Source organism: Dietzia sp. DQ12-76, from assembly GCF_014145045.1.
Taxonomy (GTDB): Bacteria; Actinomycetota; Actinomycetes; order Mycobacteriales; family Mycobacteriaceae; genus Dietzia.
The window spans coordinates 1-1,608 of the sequence record NZ_JAALDV010000207.1 but is presented as its reverse complement, the minus strand read 5'-3'; the positions used below and the strand labels follow the sequence as shown (position 1 = coordinate 1,608).

Annotated in this window: 1 protein-coding gene; it reads right to left on the bottom strand. The window is 71.6% G+C overall.

Going from position 1 to position 1,608, the window contains the following annotated elements:
• Positions 1–78 precede the first annotated feature (78 nt).
• On the bottom strand, positions 79–930 hold the full coding sequence (locus G6019_RS08120) for an endonuclease domain-containing protein (protein ID WP_182613517.1): 852 nt from the start codon (positions 928–930) through the stop codon (positions 79–81).
• Between the last annotated feature and the right edge of the window lie 678 nt (positions 931–1,608).

The window sequence follows — 1,608 nt, the reverse complement described above, 5'->3', positions numbered from 1 at the left end:
GGGGCGAGCGCAGCGGCGGGACGGGCGGGTCTGGGCTGGCGGAGGCGGGACGGGCGCGACCGGTGTCGAGAGGCCGACTCAGCCCAGCGCGTCGCGCAGGAGGGCGGCGAGCTCGCGGGGACGGTGATAGAAGAGCGTTGCCGTCACGATGATGATCGTCCAGCCTGCCGCGCGTAACCGGTTCCATCGGCGCACGTCCCGACCGTGCTGGACGGCGTCGCGATGGCCGGCACCGTCGTACTCCACCGCGATCTTGCGGTCTGGGAACGCGAAGTCCAGGCGGTACGGTAGGCCAGGGGTGCGGTACTGCACCCGGAAACCGGTCAGCCCGAGATCGAGAAGGAACAACCGCAGGCGCGTCTCCATGGGCGACTCGGTCATCGGCTCCACCAGGGCACAGCGCTCGAGCGCGATCCGTCGCCCCCGCAACCCCGGATGCCTGCTGAGCAGCGTCGGTAGAGATCGTCGGATGTCGTGGCCCGGCCCCATCCGTGACGCACCGTCCAGTGCGATCAACGCCTCGGCCCTCGGCGAATACCGAGCCAGGTCGAACAACGCCCACTCCGCGCTGGCCACACGAAGCGGGGCGCCGTCGGCGTCGAGGATGCTCTCGACCTGATCTTCCGGGATCTCGTACCGGCGGGCGACGATCCCCTCGCGGCGCACCCGCTTTCTGCCGACGGCCAGCTCGATCGGATACGCGGCCGGCGCCCACGGATGGCCGTGGACCGCGGCGGCCAACCACCCCGTGGCCACGCCGCCTGGCCAGGCCAGTGTCGCCGAGGCCAACCGAGTGACCGGCGTGGAGACGGTGGTTGCCGGTTCCCATATCCCGTGGTGCGCTCTGCGATATCCGTTGGTCACCCGGTGCGTGCCGTGGGCCGCCAGCAGATCGCCGCGACGTCGAGGGCCACCGGGTGCGGGAGTCATGGGGGAACTGTTGCGCACCGGGCACGCTTCGGGCCCCGGCGAGCGGCTGTGTCGCCACCCCCTTGTGGAGAGGCCAGAGGCCTGTGAGAAAAGCTGGACGCTGGTCGAGACCACGCTTCTCCCCCGAGACCGCACTCACGACGAGGCGCCAGCGTGGGGCGCTACGCCGAGGCGCTGGGGCCCGACGCGCACCGGTGGCGAGGACGTCCACCCAGTCCTGCTACGCAGGGCCGATCGAACTTTTGCCGCGCGGTCACACCCGAGGGCACGCCGGGCCGTGCTCGTGCCGATGTGGGGCATGGCCGACTCCCTCCCGCCGGACCCGGACCCGGACCCCAGCTACTCCACCGAACTCGACGGTGGTCCTGCTCATGGCGTTGCGACTCTCGGGGAGGTTGTTCGGACTCAGCTGACCGGACCGGCGGGCCGGTAGGACACCGCCCCCGAGTCCACGCAACCCTGCTGCGCCGCTGCTGAGGTGACGCGGCCCACTGACGGGACGACGACGGCCACATTCGACCCCTCCGGGCGCGAGCGACATGACAGAGTGCACAGCATGAACACCCCCGTCCCGGCGCCCTCTCGTCTCCGATCCCGCCGCCCGGTGGCCGCGGCCGTGGCGGCCACTCTCGCGACTGCGGGGCTCGTCGTCGTCGCCCAGTCCGGCACCGCTGCCGC